Genomic DNA, 20,330 nt, shown 5'->3' with positions numbered 1-20,330 from the left:
ACCACGATGCGGTTCGCCTGTGGTGACAAGCTGGCCAATCGACGGACAGCACGACGGGTCGGCTACGGGCCCAACACGCAAGTCTTGCCGATCACAACTCTCTGACCAGTTTGGGAAGCATTCTGCCTGGTATCGAGCCGGATGGGGCGAAGCCGCAGTCCTTGGCGCCCATGCGTCGATAGAATGGTGCGGCGTCCGGGTCGGCTTCGATCAACATGCGCGAGGCACCCATTCGAGCTGCTTCGCCGATAGCCCAGTGGAATAGCTTTGTTCCCACACCGCCGCGAAGCATGGTCGGTTCTACGAACAGCTTCAAAAGGTCTGCTTCGTCGCCGGTCACCTTTATCTGGGCTATGCCGACAATCCTGCCGTTCTCTTCCGCCACGGCAATCGTACTCGACTGCGTTTCACCGGGTGCAATGGTGAGTTCGCTGCGGCAGGCTTCGATGAAGTCCTGGTCGTAGCCCCAAACAGCTTTGGACCGGAGGCACAAGGCAGAGAGTGCCGGCAGCTCTTCAACCTGGGGCGGTCTGAGAACACACGACACGAGGCTCGCTCCGATCGATTGGCCTCTGATACCACATCCCACCAGCGAGCCGACGGCATCTTCGCTCACGAGCGTGGCGTTCAACCCTACGCGCAAGCTCGCGCACCCTGCAGCAGGTGCGACGCGGCAACGAGATCCTGGGTTTGGAAGCCCTCGGTGAACTCTTCGTAAAGCGGCCGAAGCAACCGGATGGCCTTCGGCCTGCGGCCGGTCGCGATCCAGCGCGCGGCAAGATCGGTGGCGATGCGCAGCTCGAATGTCTTGGCTCCTATCGCACGGGCTTCAGTGAGCGCCTGAAGCAACAGGCTTTCGGCAAGCTGCGGTTCACCTTCATGAAAGAGGACGGACGCCTCGACCCGCCAAAGCTCCGAGCGGCACCAGCGCTCTCCCTGATCTTCCTGATGGCGGATAGCTCTTGCGATCGCCTTGCGGGCCTCCACAATCCGCCCTTGTCGCAGATAGGCGCGGGCGAGAGTGGCGAGATAGCTGCCGATCCGCATCAGAAAACGACAGTCGATCAGTTCCTCGATCGCGGCACGGATGTCCTCCACCGCCTCGCGATCCCCGCGCAGATCGCGCAGGCAGGCCGAGAAATAGCGTTCGACCGCAATCCAGCGCGAGATGCGCTCCCGCTCCAGATTGCGACGAAGCCGCTCGGTGTAATGCGCGAGCGCCGCCAAATTGCCTGACTCGAGCGAGACCGGAAGCGCGGCGAGGCCAAGCGCATTCGACTGCGACACCCAATGACCGCCGCGATCGGCGGCCTCGACGGCATCGTCAGCCAGCTTCGCCGCATACTCGGCTTGCCCCTGCATCCACGCCACGAAAGGCAGATTGAAGCGAACCGTGATGAACCGATAGACCTCGTTCGCATCTTTCCGCGAACGGCCCTCGGCCAGCGAATAGGTGGCCGCGAGACGATCCAGAACCAGGCGGCTTTTGCTCAATTCGCCGGCGAAGGCGTGGGCCCAGGCCCACGCCCGATCGGCTTCGGATGTCGCCGTCAGGTCGCGGTCCCGATCGGCCAGCGCCGTGGCTTCGTCAAGGTAGGTCAGCGCACGCGGGATCTGGCCGATCTGCAGCAGGTAAAAGGCAAACCCAACCAATGCACGTTGCTGGTACTCGACGTTTCCGGCGCTTCTTGAGAAGGCAATGGCATCGAGCCATGCAAGCTGGTTTTCGTTCGAGAGCTTGCGCGCGTAGAACAGGCTCCATCCCAGCGCGCAAGCGAGCTTTGCCCGCAGCAGATCGTCACAGGCAATGGACTTGGCCAGGCCAAGCGCGAACTCCAACCGCGACTGCGCCTCGGAGAGGATCGAGGTCTCCGACCACAAGGTGATGCCGGCAACCGTCAGCCTGATCCCGAGAACGGCATCGCCCTCCTTCCCAAACGCCCATGACAAGGCGGCCCTCAAATCGGCGATGCGGCCAAGATAGCGCTGCGTCCAATCGGCCGGTTCGCGCCAGTTCCACTCCTCCTCGGACTGTTCGAACACCGCAAGAGCGCGCTGTGCATGACGGTGCAGAGCCTGCCGGCAAGCCGGATCAGCCAAAAGGCGCTCCGCTGCGTAACGTCTTGTGCTGTCGAGCAGCCGATAGCGGAGGCTGGCTCCCTGCGCCTGTGCGTTCAGCAGCGATTTGGCCACCAGGCTGCCGAGGCCAGTGACGACGTCGACCGGCGTGAGCCCCGCCGCCTCGGCGACGAAAACCGCATCCTCGGCCTCGAACGCGTCACTGAACACCGACAGCAGGCCGAACAACCTGGCTTCCCTCGGCGACAGCAGCTTGAAGCTCCAGTCGATCGTCGCCATCAGCGTCTCATGTCGCGGAGTCGCGCCGTCGGTGACGGGGGCGCGGAAGCCAAGGGTCTGATCGAGCTGCGCCACCAGTTGGCGAGGCGTGAACCTGCCGATCTGGGCTGCCGCCAATGCGATGGCCAGAGGAAGGCCGTCGAGGGCGTGGCAGATCCGGGCGATCGCTTCGCAGTCATCATCGACGAACTGGTAGTCCGACCATTCTGCGGCGCGGCGGACAAACAGCTGCACACCGGGGAATTTGATGGCCTGATCAGTCGCCAGGGCACAACCAGGCCCCGGCAAGCCAAGCGGACCCAGCCGCACCAGATGCTCGGTGGGAGTGCCGAGCGGCTCCCGGCTGGTGGCCAGCAGCCTGGACGACGATGTGTCCGTCATGAACCGGCCGGCGAACATGGTGGCGGCAGGTAACACATGTTCGCAATTGTCCAGAACGACCAGCATCTGCCGCGACCTCAAATAATCCATGACGGCAGTCGTGGCGTTGTCCGAATTGCCCCTGATGCCGAGCGCCGTGACCAGCGCGGTGCCAAACAGCATCGGATCGGAAATCGTCGCGAGGTCGACGAAGCACACGCCGTCGCGGCAGCTCGATGCGAAGACCCGTGCCGCTGCGGTGGCGACAGTTGTCTTGCCGACCCCGCCTGGCCCGGCCAGGGTGACATGCCTGGTTTCGATCAAGGTCCGGGCAAGATCGGCGATTTCGGCCTCGCGGCCGACGATGTCGCGCAACAAAGGCGGCCTGGACACATAGGCCGGCTCCGTGCTGACAGGATCACCCTCGATCTCGCCGATGCTGGCTTGCACCTCCGCGATAAATTTGTAACCGCGCCGCGCCACCGTCGCGATGTAGGCGGGCTCGACCTGCGTGTCGCCGAGCGAGCGCCTCAGGCTCCACATATTGACCTTGAGATTGCTGTCGTGGAGGAAGGTGCCGGGCCAGGCGGCCTCCATCAGCTCATCCTTGCTGACGAGCTCGCCGGAGCGCTGCACCAGCGCCTGGAGCAACTCGAAGGCGCGGCCGCCCATTTTGACCGGCTGGCCATCGAGAAGAAGAAGTTGGCGGCGCGGCACCAACCGGAATGGCCCGAAGGAAAACGTCAGTTCCTCCCGACGTCGGCCGCTTTGCAATGTCTCAGTGGTGGTCCGCATTCTCACTGCCAACCGATGGCACAGTTCCCTAGGCTATCATGCGTCACAACCCCGCTGAACAGAGCGATTTTGAAAAAGCACGATTGCAGCGAGCAAGATGTCGCGGAGTCCAAAGCGCTGCTTTTGCTCCGGCGCTGCCGTGAACGGCGGATTTACCTGATTTAACCGGCTCGCTCCGCCCACGGGCCTATAGTCGTCGGGTCGGAGAAACGACGCGAGGCCAATCGGCTCGGCGAGGAGTCTCCACACTCGAGTCAGGAATCAGCACAATGTCCAAAGGAAAAGTCCTTGTGGCCGGGTCCAATGCCAACAGGATCGAGATCAGAGGCGGCGGCACCGGCCCGACCGGCCAGTATCTCAACGAACTCGTCGTGCCGGTGATGGCGCTGGTCGACGCCGGGTACGACATCGCCTTCGCGACGCCTGATGGCAGCAAGCCGCACATCGATCCCGCTTCCGATAAGGTGGTGCATTTCGACGATGAAAAGGCGTATCGCCGGGCGCGGGAGTTCTACGACACCAGCCCGGTCCTGAACAAGGTCTCGACCCTGCGCGCCCTGATCGACGGCGGGCTCGACCAATATGACGGGTTCTTCGCGCCGGGCGGACAGGCGCCGGTGGTCGATCTCATGCAAGACGGCGATCTCGGCGAGATCCTGCGCTTCTTTCATGCGCATTCGCGGCCAACGGCATTCCTTTGCCACGGTCCGATCGCATCCATGGCCGCCCTGCCGCGCCCGAAAGAGTTTCGTGCCGCACTGATCGCCGCCGATACCGCGCGAGCGGCCGAGCTCGGCAAAGGCTGGCCATATGCCGGCTACAGGATGACGGTCTATTCACACAGCGAGGAGAAGCCGATCGAGGAGCAGATCCTGCATGGCCAGCTCTATTTCGACATGCCCTCCGCGCTGACGATCGCGGGCGCAGAGGTCAACACCGGGCCGGACTTCGCGCCCCACGTCGTCGAAGATCGCGAGATGATCACCGGCCAGAATCCGCGCTCCGACCATCCTCTGGCGAGTGCGCTGATTGCTGCGCTGGACCGCCGCCGCGTCAACACGAAAGCTTCGAACGTTTCGTCAGCCGAAAAGGTATCGCCATGAAACACCTGATAAAACACCTGATCCTTGGAGCCCTCCTCGCCATGTCCGTCAGCCTTCCCTCCTCCGCCCAGACGCGCGCCGGCAAGCCCGTCTCGATCGTGCTGGTGCACGGGGCCTTCGTCGATGCCTCCGGCTGGAAGCCAGTCTATGACAAGCTGACCGGCGACGGCTACGAAGTGCTTCTCGTGCAAAATCCCACCATCACGCTCGATGGCGATGTGTTCGCGACCAAGCAGGTGATCGCCAGAGCCACCAAGCCGGTGCTGCTGGTCGGACACTCCTATGGCGGCGCTGTTATCACCGAGGCCGGGGTCGATCCAAAGGTCGCGGCCCTGGTTTACCTCGCGGCATACGCTCCTGACGCAGGCGAGTCCGCGTTCGATGTGGCCTCGAAACCTCACGCCGGCGAGCCAAGCGCGCCGCTGCTGCCACCACAAGACGGCTTCCTGCTCGTCGACCAAGCTAAGTTTCCGACCGCCTTTGCGGCGGATGTCGATCCTTCGCTGACGACCTTCATGGCTGCGGCGCAGGCGCCCTGGGGGCTTGCCGCGGTGCAGACCAAGATCACCAATCCGGCCTGGAAGCAGAAGCCGACTTATTTCATGCTGACGACGCAGGATCACATGATCCCGCCGAGCCTGCAGCGCGCAGGGGCCAAGAGGGCGGGCGCTCAGCTTCGCGAAATCCAGAGCAGTCACGCGGTGATGTTGTCGCATCCGGACGATGTGGTCGGCTTTATCGAGCAGGCCGCCGAGGCGATCAAATAGCGGGGTGTCGCGTGGCGATGCGGCGCCGGGCGGTCGGCGCCGCATCGGCATGTCGCGGACCTGCGCAGCTGTCCGCTTACCGCACGCGCGCGCCGCTTTCGGCATCGAAAACGAACGTGCGTGACGGCGTCAGCGAGACACCGATGCGCTCGCCTTGCCTGCCGGCAAACTGCTTGGGAGCCTTCACGGCAATGAAGTCGCCTTCGACCTTGACCGTCACCAGGGTATGGTCGCCGATCAGCTCGTTGGCGTAGATCTCGCCCTTCAGATCGCCCTTGTCGGGCTCGACGATGGTGCAGTCCTCAGGGCGCACCCCGAGGACGGCCCTGGCGATCCTGCCTGACACCGGTGATGTCAGCCGGGCGCCGTGGCCCATGAAGGCTGTGCCGTCCAGAGCCCCATGGATGATATTCATCGGCGGCGAACCGATGAATTGGGCGACGAACAGATTGGCGGGATCGTTGTAGGTGTTCGCCGGCGTGTCGAGCTGCTGCAAGACGCCCTTTTCCAGGATCGCGACCCGGTGGGCCAGGGTCATGGCTTCGATCTGGTCGTGCGTCACATAGATGGTCGTGATGCCGAGCGACTGCTGCATGTGCTTCAGCTCGGCGCGCATGTGACCGCGAAGCTTGGCATCGAGATTTGACAGCGGCTCATCCATCAGAAACACCGAGGGGCGGCGGATGATGGCGCGGGCAAGCGCGACCCGCTGACGCTGACCTCCGGACAGCTCACGGGGATAGCGATCGAGCAGGCTCTGAAGTTGAACCTGGGCGGCAGCCTCCTTGATCGCGGCGGCACGCTCGGCTTCGGGAACGCGGCGAACCTTGAGCGGAAAGCCGATATTCTCGGCCACGGTCTTGTGCGGGTAAAGCGCGTAGGATTGAAACACCATGGAGATGTCGCGGTATTTCGGCAAAATGTCGGTGACATCGCGGTCGCCGATCAAGACGCGACCGGCGCTGGCGGTCTCGAGCCCGGAGAGAATGCGCAGCGCAGTGGTCTTTCCCGAGCCGGACGCGCCGAGCAGCACCAGGAATTCGCCCGGCGCGACCTCCAGATCGAATTCCTCGAGCACCTTCACGCTCCCGAAAGATTTCCGCACCTTGTCGAAACGGACCGGGACCTGGCGGACCGGGAATTGGCGAGCGGCGGCCGACATCGCTTTGTTCATCCGCTCATCCCTTGACCGCGCCAAGCAGGACGCCCTTGGCGATATAGCGTTGCAGCACGATGGCCATGATGATTACCGGAAGGATCATGATCATGATGATGGCGCACATCTCCCACCAGAGAATGCCCCGCTCGCCCGTGTTCTTGGCGGCAACCATGATCGGCATGGTCAGGGCCCGCGCGGTGGTGAGGAAGATCGCAAAGAGATACTCGTTCCAATTGAGGATCAGCGTCAGCAGGGTGGTTGCAGCGAGCCCCGGACGGGTCAATGGCAACACGATGTCCCAAAAGATCTCGAAGCGTGACGAGCCGTCGAGCTGTGCCGATTCCTCCAGCTCAACGGGAAGATTGGCGAAAAAGTCGTGCATGAGCCAGACCACGATCGGCAGATTGGCGACCGCATAGACGATGATCAGCGCGAAGTGCGTGTCGATCATGCGGACCGACTGAAACATCATGTAGACGGGAATGATGACGACGATCGGCGGCAGGATGCGCTGGGATACGATCCAGAACAGGATGTCGTTGTTTCCGAGCGTGGTCTTGAAACGACGCCCCAGGCTGCGGGCCAGAAGGAAGAACAGAGCGAGGCCGGTGGCGCCTGAAATCGCCCAGTGAACGTCGAAATAATTGGACGCGACGATGGCCGACAGGGCCAGCAGCACGAACATCACGATATTCCCGAACTTCGGCTTGTAGCTGATGCGCGCCAGCGCGTATGCGGCCATGGATCCGACCGCAATGCAAAGCGCGGTGGCGCCGAAACTGATCACAAAGGAATTGGTGTAGGCGAGGTAAACCTTGCAAATCTGCGGCTCCATCCTTTCGATCTTGATGACGGGCGAAACAATGAAGGCGACGAGATTGTTGAGCAGCAGGACAAGCTGGCGGCCGATCGAATAGGCATCGCAATAGGGGTCCGTTGCGAATTGCGCCGTCCAACCCTTCAGCGTCGGCTGGAAATCGACAAAGGGGATGAAGAACGGCCCGTTATTGACGGTCCAGGCATCCTTGAAGGCGGTAATGACCACCCAATAGATCGGAAACAGCACGAACAGCGACCAGAACAACAGGATGGCCCAGGCCACAAGGTTGGCCACAGGGGACATCTTGCCCACCGCAGGCGGCTCGAACAGCCGTTGCCTGAGGGACCGCTGCGGCTTGGACATCCTGTCAGTCGCCCCGCTCATGCCCGCGCCCTGCGCAACCGTTTGACGACCACATAGTTGAAGAACGAGGAGCAGACGACCACGGTCAATATCAGGAGAAGATATGCCACGGCGGCAGAATCACCCATGTTGTTGGACCGCCAGAGAAACAGCGAATGCAATGTCATCGACTCGGTCGCGATCCCGGGCCCTCCCGCCGTCATGATGTTCGGCAGATCCACGATCTTGAACGCCTCGATCATGCGGATGAGCATGACGGTTGCCGCGACCGGAAGGATCTGCGGCCAGGTGATTTCGCGGAAGATCTGGAAGCTGGAGGCACCATCGACCTGAGCGGCCTCGACATGATCCTTGGGCACGTTCTCCAGTGCGGCCAGCAAGACGATGAAGATGAAGGGGATCCACTGCCAGGAGTCGCCCAGGATGACAAACCAGCGCGCGGCCCAGGCGTCGGTCGACCAGGCCCAATTCCCAAGACCGACCAATTGCCAGAACGGCTGGAACGGACCTTTGGTCACATCGAGAATCATTTTGAAGGCATAGCCGACCCCGAGGGGGGTGATCATGAGCGGGATGAAGAACAGCACCCTGAAGAAATTCTTGCCGCTCACGGGCTGCGAACACAGGAAGGCCAGCATCAGGCCGATGACGAACTGGATGGAGCAGCCGACGACGACATAGAACAGGGTATTGAGCAGCGTGCCCCATTGATTGCCTGACAGCAGCGTGGCGGCGAAGAGAAGCGCGATGAACATCGCCATGGCGGCGCTGATCAACCGCCCGGCGAGGCCGACCCAGCCGACGCTGCTGACGACAGCGCGATAGAGCCACCACAACAGAGCGCCGGCAATCAGGAGGCTGAAGACCCAGCCGGCGACGCTCATGGTCGTGAAGCGGCCGAGGAAGTGAACCTGCTGGTTGCCGGCAAACTGGGCCGCGAAGTTCTCGAACCAGACCGTCCGGAATTTAAGACCGGTGGCGGAGAACCTGACATGACTGATCGCGAAGACGATCGTGTAGAAGGTCGGGAAAATCGCAAAGAGCAGGACGAGTGTCACGGCTGGCGCGATGAAAAACGTTCTCGAATGGCGGTCAAACCATTCGCCCCAGCTTTCACCCCGAGAGAGTCCAGCCGGGGAAATCCCCGGCTGGCTCGTAACTGTAACCTCAGACATCAGACTCGCTCACTTCGCAGGACCGACAGCGAGCGCCATCTGCTTGACCTGCTCGTCGCGGCCGAAGTCCTTGGTGATTTTCTCCCAGCCGGCCTCGATGTTCTTCAAGGCCTCGTCCACCGTGATCTCGCCGGCCATATAGCGCGCCAGCTCCGTGTCGAGCACAACGCCGGTGTACTGCTGCGCACCGGGAATCTTGAGGTCCGACGCCATGTTGGGGTTGTTGAGGGCATCGTTGATGGCGCCCATGTAGTTCTTGGCGAGGCCCTCATCCATGCCCGATTTCACCCAAAGGTCCGTGCTCTTGAGCTGGCTGAGGCGGTAAGGGTTGAAGCCTGTCCAGCCCATGGTCACGTCGACGTTGGATTGCTCTTTCTGGCTGATATACGACAAGAAGTCGTAGGCCGCCTGCTTGACCTTGGGATCGGACTTGGCGTTGACGGCGCCTCCCCAGCCGCCAAAGGCCGAGAACGGAGCATAGTTGACGCCGTCGATCGCATAGGGTGCGGACTCCTTGCTGACCGGAACAAGCTTGCCGGTCTTGCGGTCAAGAACTTCCTTCGAACCGACATTGGTGGCGTAGAGCTTGTTCTTGATCCCCTTTGCGTCGTCTTCGAGCTGGAGCGGACCCGGATCGCCCCATTCGATCAGAAGGCCGCAGCGGCCCGACTTGAACAGGGCACGGGTGTCGCCGATGTCCATGTTCAGTTCTTCCGGCGGTCCGTATTTGCTTGTCTCCTTGTAGAGCTCGAACGCCTTCTTCCAGCCGTCATTGTTGATCAGGGGCTTCATCGTGGCGTTGTCGAACTGAAAGCCCTGGGCCGTGCCCTGGGTCTGAACGATCGTCGAAGCGATCGTCTGCACGGCGAAATAGCTCTGCGCGTTCCGTTTCTTGAAGATGCAGGAGCCGTAGCCGGGCTTGCCGTCACCGCTCATGTCCTGGCCGTTGATCGCCTTGGCAATGGCAAGATAGTCGTCCCAGGTCTTGGGCGGCTGCAGATTGTTCTTTTCCAGGATGTCCTTGCGATAATAGACCATCTGGAAGTCGCCATCGACCTGGATCACCATCGTATGCCCGCCGATCTTCTGGGCAAATTCGCGGAAATAGGGCGCGATGTCCGGGAGATCGATCTTGCTGTCCTTCGCGATGTAGGGATCGAGGTTTTCGAGCAGCCCAGCCGCCGCGAGCTCGACGCCCCAGCCGGCGGCGAAGACCGCAACATCAATGGAATTGGTTCCCGAGGACCAGTCTTGCTGAACCTTCGGGAAGATCTCGGCATAGGGCACTTCATTGACGATGATCTTGGCGCCCGTCAGCTTCTCGAACTCCTTGCCGCGCTGGGACACTGCGCCGGCGATGACAGGCCCCGGACGCGTCAGGATGTTGATCGTAACGCCGTCATACGGGCCGGCGCTGGCGATGCCCGACCAGGCGCACAAGGCGACGGCCGACGCAGCAGCTGTCGCAAGCTTCCGAATCTCCATAGGTCCCTCCCGTGTACATTTTTATTGAAGTGGCGGGCCTGAGCCCGCACAACTCGCAGCCTACAGCATTTCGCCGCCCGGAAAAGCCGGAGCGTTGCTAATTTGCTTGATGGCGCGCCGTCCTTCCGGCCTGGACCCGGTGTGCAAGCGCAGCAAGACCGCGTGCAGGCATGGCCCATCAGCACCGCGCCGGCCGAGAAATGGCCTTCCACGGCGCCATCCACCTCGGCCTACCGAGGTCGGCGATGGGTCAAAAACGCGAAGACTTCAATCCGAGTTAGTCCGCCTTGCCACATGAAGCGAAGCTTGCCGAAGCGCTCCACGACCTCGCTGATCGGCCAACTGCAGAATCTTCTCGTTTACGTGGTCGGGCTAAGCTAAGGTCGATTGCTATAATGGAAGCAACCGATGATTGTGTCGCGATTACGCCTGTTGACCGCATTGCTATGCGTCGCCGGACTGTGCTTTCAACCAGAAGAGATCGTGGCTCAGACGATGCCCTCGCCAGAAATCCAACGTCGTATCAATGATGTCGCCGCGTGCCTCAAGACGAAGGTCGTGGAGAAGGACGATCCTCATGCGTGTCAAGCGCTCCACGACCGCATGGCCGCTTATCGAGTGCCGGGCGTCAGCATTGCCGTGATCCATAATGGCGCCATCGAATGGGCGCAGGGATTTGGCGTCGCACAAGTCGGAGGCGGCCCCGTAACGGCCGATACCCTGTTCCAGGCCGGCAGCATCAGCAAGCCGGTCGCGGCGATGGCTGCGCTTCGTCTCGTCGAGCAAGGCAAGCTGGCGCTCGACTCGGACGTCAATCAGGCACTGACCTCGTGGAGGATTCCCGCAAGCGCTGCCGCGCCAGGAGCCGTGGTTACGCTACGTGAGTTGCTCAGTCACACCGCCGGGCTCAGTGTGCACGGGTTTCCCGGCTACGCGGCAGGTGCTCCGATTCCCACGCTCGTCCAAGTCCTGGAAGGAGAGAAGCCAGCCAACACCGCCCCCGTTCGCCTGGAGGCTGCTCCGGGAAGCCGTTGGAAATACTCCGGCGGCGGCTACACGGTGATGCAGCAATTGCTGCTCGACGTCTCGCATCAACCGTTCCCCAAGCTCATGCACGACACTGTGCTGGCGCCGATCGGCATGGTCCGCAGCACCTACGAACAACCGCTGCCGATGGAGCTGCGCTCCGGCGCGGCAACGCCCTATAAAGCTAACGGCACCCCCGTAGAGGGCGGCTTCCACATCTATCCGGAAATGGCGGCTGCCGGACTTTGGACGACGCCGACCGACCTTGCGCGATACGCAATCGAGATCCAGCGTTCGCTGCGCGGGGACTCGAATCGCGTGCTTTCGGCTGAGATGACCAAGCAGATGCTCGTCCCCGGTCTAGGCAACCATGGTCTGGGTTTACCGATCGGCGGCTCGCCGGAGAATCCCTTCTTCTCGCACGGTGGCATCGACGAGGGTTTTGAAGCAGTGCTCGCCGCCTATGAGCAGAGTGGCGATGGAGCGGTCATCATGACCAACGCGCAAGGCGGTCAGCTATTGGCCAGCGAGATCCTGCGCAGCATCGCCTCGGTCTATGGCTGGCCGGATTTTCATCCGATCGTCCGGACGAGCGTCAAGGTCGATCCAGCCATCCTCTCGACCTACACCGGCATCTACGAGCTCACGCCCACATTCTCGCTCACCATCACCCTGGAGGATGGACAACTGATGTCGCAGGCGCCCCATCAGCGAAAAATCCCGCTCTTTCCTGAGTCTCAGAGCAGGTTCTTCACGAAGGTCGTGGACGCCCAGTTGGAGTTCTTCGCAACTGATGCCGCGCAAATCTCTCACCTTGTTCTTCACCAGAACGGCCAGGACATGCGGGGCGAGAAAAAGCAATAGCGGAGGTTTCAGCTTAGACTCGGTGGGCAGGCACCACGGATCGCGTCCGCTCTGAGCCATTCGCGTCGATTGGCCATGACCGCGACCACATCCGGCCTACCCCGAAGAGCCGACGCCAGGCCGAGGGTTAAGGTTCGACGCTAAGGGCCAAAAGGCGACGCGCCGGTCTGGAGCGCTATCCGTTTTGAATCAGGCGGCTTGAGCCCGCACTGACCGTCTGTGCGTCAGCAGCAAGCTGTAAAGTCCGAAGCAGCGGTAAATTTGATGGCACGGCGCCGCTTGCCGGTGACTGTCCCGCTAAGCCTTGAAAAATTTCATGAATAGTTCGCGGGTTTGCAGGAGCCGTCCGCCACCGAGTTGAACCACCCCTTGTTCGGAAACTGAAGGATCGCCACCGAATCCAGTTTCAAGGATCTACCGTATCTCGCCGAAAACCGATAGCGTTCCGACGAAAACTTAGGGTTGCGTTAAATTACCACCGTAATACTACATGCATATTTTGATTCTTGGAGGACAACGGTGTCCAAACTAGTCGATTTCCCGCGCGTTCGAGGGTTTTCTGCATTTCATCCCGCTGTTCGTCGGCTTCATGGACTCACAAACGTATTGTCTGATCTGCATGAAGTAGATCTTCAGAGCCAAAGAGACATGCGTCGCGCTCTATGGATCCTCGATCTTACCAACAGGTGCGTTCAGATCATTCTGTCTGACTTCAAGGATGATCCGTGTATCCTTGCATTCACTCAGCAAGCGGAACACCTGATCGATGACATCGCCCGTGCCCGTCAGATGGTTGATCAACTGAGCTGAGCTTTCGCGTGAAGCTACTCCAAGTAGGTTTCAGCCATGAAGCTTATTGCAACGCACGTATATCCGTATCTTGACGTTCAATCTTTAGATGAGCGTCAAGCGCGCGACACGTTATTTCGATGCGGCGAAAACTGCTTCCTGTTGCACATGACTCCGGGCGAAGGAGAGGAAGACCAATATTGTGGCTGGATAGCCGGGCGGCACTGCTCTGGATCAATCAGACGGTTGACGAATACGGATCAATTTGGGGGACTGCTGTAGCGGTTAGACCGATGGTTGAGACACGTAATGCACCGCGTGTTCGCACGGCTATGCCGGCGCACATCGAGAGAGCTGGAAAGAAGATCACCTGCATGATCCGTGATATCTCGACTTCGGGTGCGGCGCTGCAATTCTTTGACGGGACCGACCGAATACCCGCCAGCTTCGATTTGATCATCCCAGAGCACGGTCTGAAGTTGTCCTGTCGGGTGGCCTGGCGCGCACCCTTCCGGATGGGTGTAATGTTTCTCTGAAGGTGATGCCAACCTCCACGTTTTGTAAGTCAGTATTGACAGAATTAGTACACGGCGTCGGTCACCGTTCGCGTAGAAACAACCTCTGCCAGCACAGATTTGAGAACGGCCAACAAGTCCGCTTCGGGGCAATCGCGAAAGGTTTAGCCCAGTTAAGTTAGGCCCGATCTGACCCTGATAGCCGACATATCCTCAGCCGTGGGATGCGGCAGCGAAGGGCCACAAGTGGGCGTCAGGTTGGGCGCGCGTCTGTCAAAACGTGTTTGGCACTACCGTCTGATCCGTCGTACGGTGTACTATCGTTGGACGATATGCAGGGCGAGATTATTGCGCGGCTCGCCAACGCGCTAGATGCTGAACTCATTGCAGCCGAGGCGCTGCGAGCCGAGCACTCTGTAAACCCCGACGTGATGGACCTTTATTTTCAAGGCAAACGCATGGACGGGGAGGTCGCAAGCACGAGGGGGCGGCCCGGCGCACGTTCACGCTAAAGAAGCCAGATGAGGGTGATGTGACGCACCTAATTGATCTGGTCCAATGGAAGCCGTAATGCGGCCGCGCGCTCCTCGCGATCCTTCTTGCGAAATTCGCTCTCTTGCCGCTCAAACCGCGCCATCTCGCGGCTCGCGGCTTCCAATAAACGGCTGCGTCGATCTTCCTGCAATTGCGTGTTTTCCGTCATGTCGCACTCCCATACTGGCGACGATGCCACAACAGACAAGGCCGTCACCCACGAGAAGCTCTGTGCCCTAACATTACGGATTTATGACGGCTGCACTGAAGAATACTTTTCCTGCCGCATGTGTGCCGCTTCACATCTTTTACGTAAAACGACGCTAGCCTCCAACTGAACGTGCTTTTACGGACGTCAGTATTTTTCAGCAGTTGCAGCTCTTGGGGCTTATAATGAGTCGTCGTGGGCGGATTTGCGACCGTATGGTCATCTTGAAACAACGGGTCTGGCTTCTCAACTCTCAACTTGCAGAACTTCGGAATCTCCGCGCCCGGGTATTGGAGACTGTCGAGAGAAGCAGCCGCAAACGATCGAAAGTCCGAGGTGTTTGGGCCAAGCGGCGCAGGCGAACGCTCTAATAAAGTTCTCGTAGCTGTATGGCCGGTTAGGGTCATTCGTGTCGATTTGGCCGCGCTTTTGGGATGACCGGTCTAATCCCGGCTGCCGACGTACGGGACAGCGGAGCCGACCTTCGCCTTCGGGCCAATTCCGGACTCGTGAAGCGATAGGATTTATCAATGACCCCGTGGGCGGCGAGCACGGTGTTGTGTTGGAACAGCGCGAACCTCTGCAGGTTCGGGATGCAAGATGGGCTCACCAGCAAAGAAGTCGCTCAAAAAGGTCACAAGGGCTGGCATGTTCGGCCGGGCTTATTCGGAAGCACCAGAACGGTTCTGCCCGTTGAGGGGGTGACTTGCACGCCCACCGGACCAGCGCAGATGACGATTTTCTGCTGAAGAATTAGGATGCGGCGCCGCTTGCGATTTGGTGAATTTGGCGCGTCCGCGATCAACGATGCCGAAGGAGGCATACCATGACCGAAACACGCGACGTCGCGGTGCTCGTTGGCAGTCTCCGGAAGCAGTCTATTAATCGCAAACTGGCGAATGCGCTAGGCCAGCTCGCCCCCGCGTCATTGAAGCTCAGTGACATCGAAATAGGCCAGCTCCCGATCTACAACCAAGATAGTGACGAGGCGCCGCCTGCTGTATGGACTTCTTTTCGTGAGCGCATCAGGGCTGCAGATGCCGTTCTCTTCGTCACGCCCGAGCACAACCGGTCAGTGCCGGCCGCACTGAAGAACGCGCTCGATATCGGATCGCGTCCGTACGGCAGGAGTGCTTGGAACGGCAAGCCTGGAGCAGTCGTCAGCGCTTCGCCGGGAGCCATCGGCGGATTCGGTGCTAACCACCATTTGAGGCAGTCTCTGGTGTTTCTTAACGTGCCAGCGATGCCGCAGCCGGAAGCCTATCTCGGCGGAGCCGACAAGCTCTTCGACGCTGATGGCAAGCTCGTCAACGAGGGGACGCGCAAGTTCCTGCAGCAGTTCATGGATGCATTTGAATCGTGGATCGTAGCCAACAGCAAGCGGTAACGGAAAAGCGACCATGGGCTATCCCAGACCGCCGCAAGTTAGCTCGGCGAAATCTCACAAGGATCGGAACCATGAGCGAGACCAAGGCTCTGCAAACCCTCGACGGAATGCTTCCCGATCTGGAAGCTGTCTACAAGGATGTACACTCGCATCCGGAGCTCTCCATGCAGGAAACTCGCACGGCGGGATTGGCGGCGGACCGGCTTCGCGCCGCCGGCTACGAAGTGACGACCGGTATAGGTAAGACCGGGGTCGTTGGACTTCTTCGAAACGGCCAGGGACCCACGGTCATGCTGCGCGCCGACATGGACGCGCTGCCGATTCAGGAAGCGACCGGCCTTGCGTATGCGAGCAAGGTGACGGCGACGGACAAGGACGGCAATACGGTGCCAGTGTCGCACATGTGCGGCCACGACATGCATGTCACATGGCTTGCGGGCGCCACTAAGCTTATGGCGGAAGCCAAGACCTCTTGGCGGGGCACGCTCATGGCGGTCTTCCAACCCGCGGAGGAAACGGGTGAAGGCGCGCAGGCCATGATTGACGACGGTCTGTTCAAGCGCTTTTCGAAACCTGACGTGATCCTGGGCCAGCATGTCATGGTTGGCCCTTCCGGCACGGTCGCCGGCCGCGCCGGCGCGATCACGTCAGCGGCGGACAGCTTGCAGATACGCCTGTTCGGACGAGGCGCGCACGGCTCGATGCCGCAAGCCAGCATTGATCCCGTCGTGATGGCCGCTTCGACCGTGCTACGGCTGCAGACCATCGTCTCGCGCGAACTGGCTGCCGCTGACGCCGCGGTGCTGACAGTGGGGGTCCTGCAGGCAGGCACCAAGGAAAACGTCATCCCGGACGAAGCCATCATCAAGCTGAACGTGCGGACCTTCGATGCCGGCGTGCGCTCACGGGTACTGGCTGCGATTGAGCGAATCGCCAATGCCGAGGCAGCAGCTTCTGGTGCGCCGCGGCCGCCGGAGATCACGACCATCGATCGCTACCCTCTGAACGTGAACAACCAGGAAGCCACCAGCCGGGTGGTGGACGCATTCCGGAGTCACTTTGGCGCCGACCGTGTCCGGGCGACAGGACCAGCCCCTGCCAGCGAGGACTTCGGTTCGTTCGGTTCAGAATGGCATGTGCCCTCGGTCTTCTGGTTCGTCGGCGGCACCGATCCGGAAATTTACGCGAAGGCCAAGCATGCGAATAGAATCAACGAACTTCCGGTGAACCATAGTCCCAAATTCGCCCCCGTTCTTCACCCGACGCTGCGGACCGGCGTCGAAGCGCTGGTCGTTGCCGCCCGCGCCTGGCTTACGGCATAGTGAACGCTAAGCGCCGGACCGCCCTCACTCGCTCGAGGGTTAAGGCAAGGAAAGCCGAGTGATGGACAAGCTGCCTGTCGTACTCGACCTGACCGGGACTTTCGTCTTCGCACTCAGCGGGGCATTGGCGGGGACCAAGCGCGGTCTAGACCTCTTCGGCGTCATGGTCTTGTCTTTCGCAGCAGGAAACTCGGGGGGTATCACCCGCGACCTCCTGATAGGCGCGGTGCCTCCGGGAGCCGTCGGCGACTGGCGTTATCTGGGCGTCTCGCTCGTCGCAGGGCTCGTCACCTTCTACTTCTCGCCCGTCATCGTCCGGATGTCGAACGCGGTACTTTATCTCGACGCAGCGGGACTTGCCCTTTTTGCCGTCACAGGCTCGTCAAAGGCGCTATCGTTCGGGCTCAATCCTGTGATGGCTACCGTCCTTGGAATGGTTACCGGGATCGGCGGCGGCATGGTGCGCGACGTGCTGCTCGCCGAGATACCGACCGTCCTGCGCGCCGACCTCTACGCGGTCGCTGCGCTGGCGGCAGCTGCCGTCGTGGTGATCGGCCACGTGCTGCAGCTACCGGTGGCTGCGGTGACGACAGTCGCGCTGATTTCATGCTTCCTGCTTCGGGTCATGGCGATCAGACGTGGTTGGCGGCTTCCGGTGGCGAAAGGGGCCAAACGACAAGACCTCGGGATCCAGAAGGAAGACTCGAAAGCTGCCGGGCGTCGCTAGGCGGCTGAAGTCGCCGAGCGAGGCCCACGGCACGCTCCGCAGCCAAGCGAACGTATGCTGATGGTTGATCGGCCTTTGTCATTTCCGATCAATCCGAACGCCGCGCAACCCGCCGCAGAGCTGTGCCTTGGACGTTAGGATGTGTCATCGACTATTGGCCCCTTCGGGCCAAAATGCGAAGAACTCAACGGGCACAAATCCGGTCCGCCTTGCCGTACCGAGCGGATCTCGACGAAGCGCTCGGCAACGTCGCTGACGGCCAGCAGCAGGCTCAAATTGTCTGCAAACCTTGCGGGCGGAGCTTATCAACCGACGCGGACCCAGGCGCCATTGGCCGCGGATGATTTCACCGCGGCGTCGATGAACTTCATGCCGGCAAGCCCGTCATGCACCGTCGGATAGATCACCGCCGGATCGGGTTCGACGCCGGCCGCGGCGGCGCGAATGGCGCGCGCGGCTTCGGCATAGATGGTCCCAAATCCCTCGAGGTAGCCTTCGGGGTGACCTGACGGGATGCGGCTGACGCGGCCCGCCTCCGGCAGCGCGCCAGCGCCTGCGCGGGTCAGCAGCTGCTTCGGCTGGCCGTAGGGCGTGAACCAGAGATAGTTCGGATCGGACTGCGCCCATTCGAGACCGCCCTTGGTGCCGTGGACGCGCAGCTTCAAGCCGTTCTCATTGCCGACCGCGACCTGGCTCGCCCAGAGCATGCCCTTGGCACCTCCCTTCCACCTCAGAAGGATCTGGACGTCGTCGTCGAGCAGCCGCCCCGGCACGAAGGTCGAGAGCTGGGCAAGCAGTTCGTCGAGCTGGAGCCCGCTGACGAAGCACGCGAGATGATAGGCATGAGTCCCGATGTCGCCGATGCAGCCGCCGGCGCCGGAGCGGGCCGGATCGGTGCGCCATGCCGCCTGCTTCTGGCCCGTGGCCTCAAGCCGCTCCGTCAACCAGTCCTGGAGATATTCGGCCTGGACCAGCCTGATCTCGCCGAGATCACCTGATGCCACCATGGCGCGGGCCTGGCGGATCATGGGATAGCCGGCATAATTATGCGTGACGACGAAGACCTTGCCGGTCTTTTGCACCAGCGCCGCCAGCTCCTCGGCTTCCGTGACGGTCGTGGTCAGCGGCTTGTCGCAGATCACGTGGATGCCGGCTGCGAGGAAGGCCTTTGCCACCGGGCCATGCATGTGATTGGGGGTGACGATCGAGACCGCCTCGATGCCATCAGGCCGGGCGGCTTCCGCTCGGGCCATCTCCTCAAAGCTGCCATAGGCGCGATCCGCGGCGATCCCGAGCTCCTTTGCCGAAGCTTTGGCGCGACCAGGCTCGGATGAAAGTGCACCGGCCACGAGCTCGAACTGGTCATCGATCCTGAAAGCAATGCGATGCACCGAACCGATGAAAGCCCCCTGCCCGCCGCCGACCATGCCGAGCCGGATACGGCGGTGACCCCCGGTCTCGTTGCCTGCCTCGATTGCCATCTGTTGCCTCGCTTTCAGGAGATGCCGAGCACCTTGCGGACCATCGCGACGTCGGTGCCGGCGCCGGCGAAATCGTCGAAGGCCGTTTCGGTGACGCGGATGATATGGTTTTTGATAAACTCGGCGCCCTCGCGCGCACCGTCCTCGGGATGCTTCAACGCGCATTCCCATTCGAGCACGGCCCAACTGCCGTAATCATACTGCGTCAGCTTCGAGAACACCGCACCGAAATCGATCTGCCCGTCACCCGGCGAACGGAAGCGGCCGGCCCGGTTCACCCAGCTCTGGAAGCCGCCATAGACGCCCTGCCTGCCGGTCGGGTTGAACTCGGCGTCCTTGACGTGAAAGGCCTTGATGCGGTCGTGGTAGATATCGATGTAGTCGAGATAGTCGAGCTGCTGCAACACGAAGTGCGAGGGGTCGTAGAGCAGGTTGGCGCGGCGATGGTTGTTCACCCTTTCGAGGAACATCTCATAGGAGACGCCGTCGTGCAGATCTTCGCCGGGGTGTATCTCGTAGGCGATATCGACGCCATGCGCGTCGGCATGGTCGAGGATCGGCCGCCATCGCCTGGCGAGCTCGTCGAAGGCCTCCTCGACGAGGCCGGGCGGACGTTGCGGCCACGGATAAATATAGGGCCAGGCGAGTGCGCCTGAGAAAGTCGCGTGCGCGCTGAGCCCGAGGCGCTTCGAGGCGCGGATCGCCGACTTGACCTGGTCGACGGCCCATTCGGTGCGCGCTTTCGGATTGCCGCGCACTTCAGGCACGGCGAAGCCGTCGAACACGGCGTCGTAGGCCGGATGAACGGCGACAAGCTGGCCCTGGAGATGGGTCGAAAGCTCCGTGATCGCGAGACCGTGACGGGCAGCGATACCCTTCACCTCGTCGGCGTAGCCTTGCGAGTCCGCCGCCTTCTTCAGGTCGAACAGCCGCCCATCCCAGCTCGGAATCTGGACGCCGATATAGCCGAGCGAGGCGGCCCATTTGCAGATTGAATCGAAGGAATTGAACGGCGCCGTGTCGGATGCGAACTGGGCGAGGAAAATTGCCGGTCCCTTGATCATCTTCATCGCATGATTCCTTCTTGCTTGT

At 61.2% G+C, this 20,330-nt stretch carries 18 protein-coding genes and 1 pseudogene; 9 read left to right on the top strand and 10 right to left on the bottom strand.

Annotated features, from left to right (window positions below):
• Positions 1–91: 91 nt before the first annotated feature.
• The 3 genes and pseudogenes from ACNJX9_RS06730 to ACNJX9_RS06720 all read right to left on the bottom strand — a co-directional run.
• Positions 92–631, bottom strand: coding sequence for a GNAT family N-acetyltransferase (locus ACNJX9_RS06730; protein WP_439408215.1), 540 nt, complete (start codon positions 629–631; stop codon positions 92–94).
• 2 nt (positions 632–633) lie between these two features.
• Positions 634–2,757: an ATP-binding protein gene (locus tag ACNJX9_RS06725; protein WP_439410265.1), complete on the bottom strand. Its 2,124-nt coding sequence runs from the start codon at positions 2,755–2,757 to the stop codon at positions 634–636.
• Between the two features lie 480 nt (positions 2,758–3,237).
• A pseudogene (locus tag ACNJX9_RS06720) lies at positions 3,238–3,390 on the bottom strand (winged helix-turn-helix domain-containing protein); the annotation flags it as partial.
• Positions 3,391–3,782: 392 nt separating this feature from the next.
• Between ACNJX9_RS06720 and ACNJX9_RS06715 the strand changes: the two are divergent.
• The gene (locus tag ACNJX9_RS06715; protein WP_439408214.1) at positions 3,783–4,616 is read left to right on the top strand and encodes a type 1 glutamine amidotransferase domain-containing protein; all 834 of its coding nucleotides are present in this window, start codon (positions 3,783–3,785) and stop codon (positions 4,614–4,616) included.
• Between the two features lie 41 nt (positions 4,617–4,657).
• Positions 4,658–5,383 carry an alpha/beta hydrolase gene (locus ACNJX9_RS06710; RefSeq protein WP_439408213.1) on the top strand — a complete coding sequence of 242 codons (726 nt, stop codon included), beginning with the start codon at positions 4,658–4,660 and terminating at the stop codon, positions 5,381–5,383.
• Between the two features lie 76 nt (positions 5,384–5,459).
• Here ACNJX9_RS06710 and ACNJX9_RS06705 read toward each other — a convergent pair whose 3' ends face one another.
• From ACNJX9_RS06705 to ACNJX9_RS06690, 4 genes are all read right to left on the bottom strand, one after another.
• Entirely contained in the window at positions 5,460–6,557 is a 1,098-nt protein-coding gene (locus ACNJX9_RS06705; protein WP_439408212.1) for an ABC transporter ATP-binding protein, read from the bottom strand.
• 4 nt (positions 6,558–6,561) lie between these two features.
• Positions 6,562–7,725, bottom strand: coding sequence for a carbohydrate ABC transporter permease (locus ACNJX9_RS06700; RefSeq protein WP_439408211.1), 1,164 nt, complete (start codon positions 7,723–7,725; stop codon positions 6,562–6,564).
• 17 nt (positions 7,726–7,742) lie between these two features.
• Positions 7,743–8,783 carry a carbohydrate ABC transporter permease gene (locus tag ACNJX9_RS06695; RefSeq protein ID WP_439408210.1) on the bottom strand — a complete coding sequence of 347 codons (1,041 nt, stop codon included), beginning with the start codon at positions 8,781–8,783 and terminating at the stop codon, positions 7,743–7,745.
• Positions 8,784–8,909: 126 nt separating this feature from the next.
• Positions 8,910–10,385, bottom strand: a complete 1,476-nt coding sequence (locus ACNJX9_RS06690; RefSeq protein WP_439408209.1) for an ABC transporter substrate-binding protein — start codon at positions 10,383–10,385, stop codon at positions 8,910–8,912.
• Between the two features lie 408 nt (positions 10,386–10,793).
• Here ACNJX9_RS06690 and ACNJX9_RS06685 point away from each other — a divergent pair, with 408 nt between their 5' ends.
• The 4 genes from ACNJX9_RS06685 to ACNJX9_RS06670 all read left to right on the top strand — a co-directional run bounded on the left by ACNJX9_RS06685 (position 10,794) and on the right by ACNJX9_RS06670 (position 14,091).
• The gene (locus ACNJX9_RS06685; RefSeq protein WP_439408208.1) at positions 10,794–12,275 is read left to right on the top strand and encodes a serine hydrolase; all 1,482 of its coding nucleotides are present in this window, start codon (positions 10,794–10,796) and stop codon (positions 12,273–12,275) included.
• Between the two features lie 519 nt (positions 12,276–12,794).
• The gene (locus ACNJX9_RS06680; RefSeq protein WP_157083774.1) at positions 12,795–13,085 is read left to right on the top strand and encodes a hypothetical protein; all 291 of its coding nucleotides are present in this window, start codon (positions 12,795–12,797) and stop codon (positions 13,083–13,085) included.
• A 119-nt stretch (positions 13,086–13,204) separates the two neighbouring features.
• A complete protein-coding gene (locus ACNJX9_RS06675) occupies positions 13,205–13,600 on the top strand; it encodes a PilZ domain-containing protein (protein ID WP_083514747.1) in 396 nt (131 codons plus the stop codon).
• A gap of 302 nt (positions 13,601–13,902) precedes the next feature.
• On the top strand, positions 13,903–14,091 hold the full coding sequence (locus ACNJX9_RS06670; protein WP_439408207.1) for a hypothetical protein: 189 nt from the start codon (positions 13,903–13,905) through the stop codon (positions 14,089–14,091).
• A gap of 29 nt (positions 14,092–14,120) precedes the next feature.
• Here the strand turns inward: ACNJX9_RS06670 and ACNJX9_RS06665 are convergent, their stop codons facing one another.
• Positions 14,121–14,282, bottom strand: coding sequence for a hypothetical protein (locus tag ACNJX9_RS06665; protein ID WP_083514745.1), 162 nt, complete (start codon positions 14,280–14,282; stop codon positions 14,121–14,123).
• 865 nt (positions 14,283–15,147) lie between these two features.
• Here ACNJX9_RS06665 and ACNJX9_RS06660 point away from each other — a divergent pair.
• The 3 genes from ACNJX9_RS06660 to ACNJX9_RS06650 all read left to right on the top strand — a co-directional run bounded on the left by ACNJX9_RS06660 (position 15,148) and on the right by ACNJX9_RS06650 (position 17,757).
• On the top strand, positions 15,148–15,708 hold the full coding sequence (locus ACNJX9_RS06660; RefSeq protein ID WP_057757430.1) for an NADPH-dependent FMN reductase: 561 nt from the start codon (positions 15,148–15,150) through the stop codon (positions 15,706–15,708).
• 71 nt (positions 15,709–15,779) lie between these two features.
• Positions 15,780–17,030 carry a M20 family metallopeptidase gene (locus ACNJX9_RS06655; RefSeq protein ID WP_439408206.1) on the top strand — a complete coding sequence of 417 codons (1,251 nt, stop codon included), beginning with the start codon at positions 15,780–15,782 and terminating at the stop codon, positions 17,028–17,030.
• Positions 17,031–17,091: 61 nt separating this feature from the next.
• Positions 17,092–17,757 carry a trimeric intracellular cation channel family protein gene (locus tag ACNJX9_RS06650; protein WP_439408205.1) on the top strand — a complete coding sequence of 222 codons (666 nt, stop codon included), beginning with the start codon at positions 17,092–17,094 and terminating at the stop codon, positions 17,755–17,757.
• Positions 17,758–18,062: 305 nt separating this feature from the next.
• Here the strand turns inward: ACNJX9_RS06650 and ACNJX9_RS06645 are convergent, their stop codons facing one another.
• Positions 18,063–19,238 (bottom strand): Gfo/Idh/MocA family protein, encoded by a 1,176-nt coding sequence (locus tag ACNJX9_RS06645; protein ID WP_439408204.1) that lies wholly within the window; start codon positions 19,236–19,238, stop codon positions 18,063–18,065.
• 14 nt (positions 19,239–19,252) lie between these two features.
• Positions 19,253–20,308 carry a sugar phosphate isomerase/epimerase family protein gene (locus ACNJX9_RS06640; protein WP_439408203.1) on the bottom strand — a complete coding sequence of 352 codons (1,056 nt, stop codon included), beginning with the start codon at positions 20,306–20,308 and terminating at the stop codon, positions 19,253–19,255.
• Between the last annotated feature and the right edge of the window lie 22 nt (positions 20,309–20,330).

It is taken from the genome of Bradyrhizobium sp. BLXBL-03 (assembly GCF_051853015.1).
GTDB classification, from domain to species: domain Bacteria; phylum Pseudomonadota; class Alphaproteobacteria; order Rhizobiales; family Xanthobacteraceae; genus Bradyrhizobium; species Bradyrhizobium manausense.
Note: the sequence above shows the minus strand (reverse complement) of the source record. Positions and strands in the feature narration are given on the sequence as shown.